The following is a 6,793-nucleotide window of genomic DNA, read 5'->3' on the forward strand; positions in this document are numbered from 1 at the left end:
GCCAGGTGGAAGCCAGGACCCGGGAGATCGGTCAGCAAGCCAACGATCTGCGGGCGCAAAAAGAAACGTTGCAGGATCAATCAGAAGAACTAATGGTGCAATCTGAAGAGTTAATGGCACAATCTCAGGAGCTCAGAGAAAAAACTGACACGCTGGAAGTACTTAATCAGCAATTGGCCGATCAGAAATCACAGGAACACCACGCCCGTGTGCTGGCGGAAACCGCCAGGGTGGAAGCGGATAAGGCCAATATGGCAAAAAGTATTTTCCTGGCGACCATGAGCCACGAGATCCGTACGCCCATGAACGGCGTTCTGGGTATGGCCTCCCTCCTTTCTGAAACCAGGTTGGATATGGAACAGCGGGAATATACCGATGCCATTCTGACAAGCGGTGAATCCCTGCTCACGGTGATCAATGACATTCTTGACTTTTCCAAGATAGAATCCGGAAAGTTTGAACTGGACCCTCAGGACTTTGAGCTTCGAAAATGTATTGAAGATGTTTTAGAGATCTTTGGAGGCAAGGCAGCAGATACGGGAATTGATTTGGTTTATCAAATTGACGACATGACCCCAACCAATGTCATGGCTGATAATTTACGCCTGCGGCAGATATTAACTAACCTGGTGGGAAATGCCATTAAATTTACCCCTAAAGGTGAAGTATTTATTATGGTTACTTCCGGGCAATTAGACGGAGAAGAGTTTGATCTTTATTTTGAAATCAGGGATACGGGGATAGGGATCCGTGAAGACCACCTTGAAAATTTATTCAAGGCATTTAACCAGATCGATTCTTCTGTTACGCGTAAATATGGCGGTACAGGGCTTGGGCTGGTTATTTGCGAGCGTCTGGTGGCACTCATGGGGGGCAAGATCAAAGTGAACAGCGTTCCCGGTTCGGGCAGTACGTTTTCCTTCAGTATCAGATGCCGGAAGAGCCCTGAGCTGTTGCCACAGTTTATTTATAAAAATGACGCCTGTAAAGATAAGCGGGTGCTGGTGATCGATGATAATAATACGAATTTGAGGATCATGCAGATCCAGCTAAATAAGTGGAATATGACGGCTGTCGCGGTGTCCTCCGGATTGGAGGCCCTGGACATACTTTCCGGGCAGGAAGAAATCGACCTGGTCATTACCGACATGCAGATGCCGGATATGGATGGCGTAGAACTAAGCACCCGTATCAAAACGATCCGGAAAGACGTACCTATCATTTTACTAAGTTCTATGGGAAACGAAAGTAAAAAATTGTACCCCCACCTTTTTACTTCCGTACTCACCAAGCCGGTCAAGCAGCAGCAACTGTTCCAGGTGATCGCCACGGATCTGAAAAAAGAGCTCCTAACGATACCGGAAGCTAAACAAGCGGTGCTTTCTGAACAGTTCGCTCTTGAATATCCCTTCAGAATATTGGTTGCCGAAGACAATCTCATAAATCAAAAACTGATCATTCGGGTATTAAATAAGCTGGGGTATTTCCCCGATCTGGCCAATGATGGGCTTGAGGTGCTGGACAGGCTAAGTAAAACGGATTACGATCTGGTTTTGATGGATATCCAAATGCCAAATATCGACGGGTTGGAGGCCACACGATTGATACGCAACCAGTACGGAAACAGACCACTTATCGCTGCCATGACCGCCAATGCCATGACCGAGGAGGTGGAGAATTGCATGAACGCGGGTATGGACGATTATCTTTCCAAGCCGATCAATCTTAACCTGCTGATTAACAAGTTAATTTCCCTGTCAGGTAAACTATCCCAGCCTGACAAGAACGGGAGCAGATCAGAATTGAAGCAAAAATAGCTCAGTCTTTTACCGGATGATTGAATGCCGCAAATATTGGACGGGAAAAACATGAACAGTACAATCTTTAACCACCTGCTGCCTTTAACCACCTGCCGCGCATAAATGTATTAACAAATACATGTTTTCGCTTAACAAATAGAGCCGTTTCATAATGCAACAAGATTGTTATGTTTTGATAATAATGGCTTAACGGGTTCATAACATGCTTGCTTAACCCGGCTGTTACTTTTGCGTATCCATAGGTGTAATGTGGGTAAAAGATTTACCTGGTGATCTGCAGATGGATCTTCGATTGATTTACAAATAATCTACTCATGATGATATCAATTTACAAACTCAGTTTTGCAAAAAAATTACTATTTGCAGCGTTATTGATTAACGTTTGTTTTTATGCCCAGGCACAGATACCGGGCAAAATTGGGCAAACCAATCAGGTTTTATTACCAAATGGATGGAAACTAAGCCCCGCCGGGCGGTCATTGCCTTTGGGCGACCTGCCGCTGAATCTGCAATTGAGCACATCGGGGCGTTTATTGGCGGTAACCAATAACGGGCAAAGCACGCAATCAGTTCAGCTAATTGACCCTAAAAATGAAAAGAAACTTGATGAAAAAGTATTGGGTAAATCCTGGTACGGTTTGGCTTTCAGTCATGACGAGAAGGAACTTTATGTATCCGGAGGTTATGATAACTGGATACTTGACTTTCATTYACAGGATAACAAACTTGGTAACGCTGATACCATAAAATTAGGCAAACAATGGCCAAAAGATAAAATATGCCCTACCGGCATGGTTGCCAATAAAAGTAATACCCGTCTTTACGCCGTAACTAAAGAAGATAGTTCGCTGTATGTTATTGAGCCGGCTACGCGTACTATCGTAAAAAAAGTACAGTTACCCGGCATGGCTTACAGTTGTACCCTGATGCCCGATGAAAAAACCCTATATATTTCTTTATGGGGAGGAGCTAAGGTTGCTGCTTACAATACCGTTTCTGAAAATATTGAAACCACTATTAATACGGGTAACCACCCCAATGAACTGTTGTTAAACAAAAAAGGGACTTATCTTTTTGTAGCCAATGCCAACGACAATACTGTTTCGGTTATCAATACCAAATCAAATAAGGTTATTGAAACTATCTCAACAGTGCTTTATCCTACGCGTTTGGCCGGCTCTACTACAAACGGTTTGGCGCTATCGGCCAATGAAAGCACATTATATATAGCCAATGCCGATAATAATTGTTTAGCGGTATTTGATGTTACCAAACCAGGCAATAGCAAAAGCCAGGGATTTATACCGGTCGGCTGGTATCCTACCAACGTAAAAACATTGGGTAACAAAATAATAGTAGCCAATGGAAAGGGTTTAACGTCGATGGCCAATCCTCAGGGACCGCAGCCTTTTGCAAAAGATAATAATCTTGGTATCCATACCGGGATCACCACAAAAAGCAAGATCCAATATATAGGCGGGTTATTTGTCGGTTCTTTATCATTTATTGACCCGCCCAAACCCGAGCAGCAAAAAACTTATACTAAACAGGTATACGCCAATACGCCATTTACCGATAAAAGAACCAAACAGGCAGATGGTGAAGCCGGTAACCCTATCCCCCGCAAAGCTGGAGAGAAATCACCTATAAAGTATGTTTTTTATATCATCAAAGAAAACCGCACTTATGACCAGGTTTTAGGCGATATGCCGCAGGGAAATGGCGATAGTTCATTATGCATTTTTGGTAAAAACATTACGCCAAACCAACATGCCATAGCCAATGAGTTTGTTTTGCTTGATAATTTTTATGTAGATGCAGAAGTTAGCGAAGATGGGCATAACTGGAGCATGGGTGCCTATGCCACTGATGTGATTGAAAAAACATGGCCTACCAATTATAGCAGTCGCGGGCCAAGTTATTCAGGTGTGGGTTCGTCGCCAAATGATGGTTATATATGGGATTACTGCAAGCGTGCAGGTGTTACGTACAGAAGTTATGGCGAGTTTGGAGCTTATGGCAAGGCCAGCATCAAAGCTTTGCAGGGACACATGGGGCCTCATTCGCCAGGGTTTGACATGAATATTAAAGATCAGGTACGTGCCGATGCCTGGCAGCATGATTTTGATTCGCTGATGACCATAAATGCCGTTCCGCAATTTAATACGTTGCGTATCTCTGATGACCATACCAGCGGACAACAAAAAGGTAAATATTCACCTATAGCAGCGGTTGCAGATAATGATCTGGCTGTAGGCCGTATTATAGAGCACCTGGCGCAAAGCCCAATCTGGAAGGAATCAGTTGTGTTTATTCTGGAAGATGATGCACAAGCCGGCCCCGACCATATCGACGCCCACCGCTCTCCGGCATTTGTTGCCGGTCCGTTTGTAAAGCGAAACGCGGTGATCCATAGCATGTATTCTACAACAGGTATGTTGCGTACCATTGAGCTGATACTTGGCCTGCCGCCTATGAGCCAGTACGATGCTGCCGCTTTGCCATTTTATGAATGTTTTACTAATAAGCCTGACCTTACACCTTATAAAGTTAAGCCTGCACAGGTTGATATAGAGCAGCGTAATATTGCGATTAACGAAAGCAGTAAACGGTCAGAACTGTTCAATTTTGCCAGGGAAGATGCCGCGCCTGATCTGGACCTTAACGAGGTGATCTGGAAATCGATAAAGGGCGAAAACTCAATAATGCCCGCACCTAAAAGAAGCGCTTTTGTTATCCTGGAAAAGAAAAAGAAGGATGACGACGATTAAATCCGGCATACCCAATAAAACAACCAGAAAGAGAATCACCGCTGTCCTGTCAGGGCAGTAATATCTATATTATATAAAAGCTAATAATTGAACAATTTATTCTACAGAAAGTTACTTATGAAGTTATTTAAATCATTCCTGCCTCTTTTGTTACCTGTATTTTGCCTGTTCTCGTGCAGTAAATCATCTAATGACCAGCAAATACAAGTATCAGGGCAGGAATTTCATGCGGGTTCATATATCCAAAACGGCGATACCCTAAATTCCAAAAACAAATCAAACGGAAGGGCGATTAAAGGAACGCTTAAAGCAGGACAAACTTATTATTTAAGCAGTGATTATGCAGCTGCTACTATTAATAAAGGTGATACATTGGTTATACAAAGTGGTGTTAAGGTATATATCATAGGCCCGGTAACCGGGGCTACCGCTATCGGCACACAAGAACACGCGCCCGGTATATTAGTGAACGGTACATTGCTGTCATTAGGAACCAAAGAAAGTCCTAATCTATTCACTGTTCAAAATACCGCTTTAAAATCAGACCCTGCTAAAGACCCGCAGAGTCCTAATACCGACCCGGCTTTTAAAGGTTACTGGGGCGGGATACAGGGTAGCACAACCTCCGGGGATATTATTTTAAAATGGACCCGTTTTGAATATTTGGGAGGTTTAACCCCTGCAAACTCCCCAATCCGCGCAACATTGGACAGCTATGGTATCTTTTTCCAAAACCCTAATGCCAATTTTGTTTTGGAAGATTGCTGGTTGTATGGTTCACATAACGACATGATCAGAGTTGCCGGCGGTAAGTTTGAAATAATGCGTAACACCTTTGAAAAGGTGGGTTTTATAGCAGGAGAATGTGTTAACGTCAAGAGTGGTAGTGTGGGAGATATTGCATACAATTTAGCTGTTGGGGGTACGGGAAACTGCTTTAAATCAGCTAACGCGGGTGGCTTATCGCCCCAGGCTAATATGGCTTGTTATAATAATACCATGATAAGCGGCGGATATCGCCAGCAAAAAGCCGGAGAAGGTGGTTCACTTGATTTTGAAAACGGTGGCAGAGGTTTGGCCTATAATAACTTTATAGTTAACTGTGCTTATGGTTTAAGTGTTTTAGGTGGTTCTGGTACCGTACCCGCTGCAGATACGGTTAACATCAAATACGGCTATACTTATAATTATGGCGACAATACCGCTATCACAACACAGTTTTTACCGGCAGGCTTTATAACAAGGGTACAAACCGGCGATATTAACGGTGGTAATAAGACCACTCCGGGAGCAAACAACCCACAGTTTGTAAATTACCCGCTCCCTGCTGCTACTAATACTCAATTCATTAACGCCGATTATGTAGGAGGTTATAACTTCAGGCTACAATCCGGTTCACCGGCTGTAGGTAAAGGCTATACTGGTTTTAGCCCGCTGGCTATAGTAAAAGTGGACAAGATATTTGGAGCTACGGAAATTACGCCTCCAGGTAAAGATATTGGTGCTTATCAAGTTGATGGAACAGGTAATCAGCACTAAAAAAAACAGTCATCCGGCAATACAAATAATAAGGCTTTCATTTTTGTTATTTGTATTGCTGTGCTGTAGTTATTGCGCTTTCGCATCTTCTATTAAGATTAGGGTAACAGATCGGGCTACTCAAAAGCCCATTGCAAATGTACTTGTCAAAATAAGCAATACCGTAGTTACGGGGCTTACTGATACTGCCGGTGTTTGCTATTTAGATAAAATTCCGGCCGGAAATATTAGTGTAATGTTTTCGGCTGTGAATTATAAGCTGCAAACCATAAACCTGACCATATCCGGAAATAAAACAACGGAGTTAAATGTTTCCCTCGAAAAACTGCAGATTGCTTTAAACGAGGTTGTTATTACAGCCAGGGTAAATCCGAGATCGGATCAGCAATCAAGGCTTACCGAAAGAAATACTATAGCAGCTGTAGACATAGCCTCGGGTGATTTGATTGAGCATACAGGCAGTATTAGTGCAGGCGATGTTGTTCAGCATATTCAGGGGCTTTCTGTAACCCGTACCAGCACTGGTAACACAGATAAGGCTATTATCAGGGGTATGGAAGCTAAATACAGTTACACGCTTATAAACGGGTTCAAAATACCGAGCCCTGATGATAAGAGCCGGTATATATCTCTTGACCTGTTTCCGGCTGGGCTATTGCAGAG

Annotated in this window: 4 protein-coding genes; all 4 read left to right on the forward strand. The window is 43.3% G+C overall.

Annotation, left to right across the window (positions count from 1 at the left end):
- A partial coding sequence (locus AC1DRQ_RS28560; RefSeq protein ID WP_477429081.1) for a response regulator occupies positions 1-1,817 on the forward strand: 1,817 nt, incomplete at its 5' end.
- Positions 1,818-2,134: 317 nt separating this feature from the next.
- Entirely contained in the window at positions 2,135-4,591 is a 2,457-nt protein-coding gene (locus tag AC1DRQ_RS28565) for an alkaline phosphatase family protein (RefSeq protein WP_477429083.1), read from the forward strand.
- A gap of 117 nt (positions 4,592-4,708) precedes the next feature.
- Positions 4,709-6,130, forward strand: a complete 1,422-nt coding sequence (locus AC1DRQ_RS28570) for a hypothetical protein (protein WP_477429085.1) — start codon at positions 4,709-4,711, stop codon at positions 6,128-6,130.
- Positions 6,108-6,793 (forward strand): carboxypeptidase-like regulatory domain-containing protein (locus tag AC1DRQ_RS28575; protein ID WP_477429087.1); only part of this gene is annotated, 686 nt, incomplete at its 3' end. The genes AC1DRQ_RS28570 and AC1DRQ_RS28575, both read left to right, overlap by 23 nt.

The sequence above is a fragment of the Mucilaginibacter sp. P4_E8 genome (assembly GCF_056401495.1).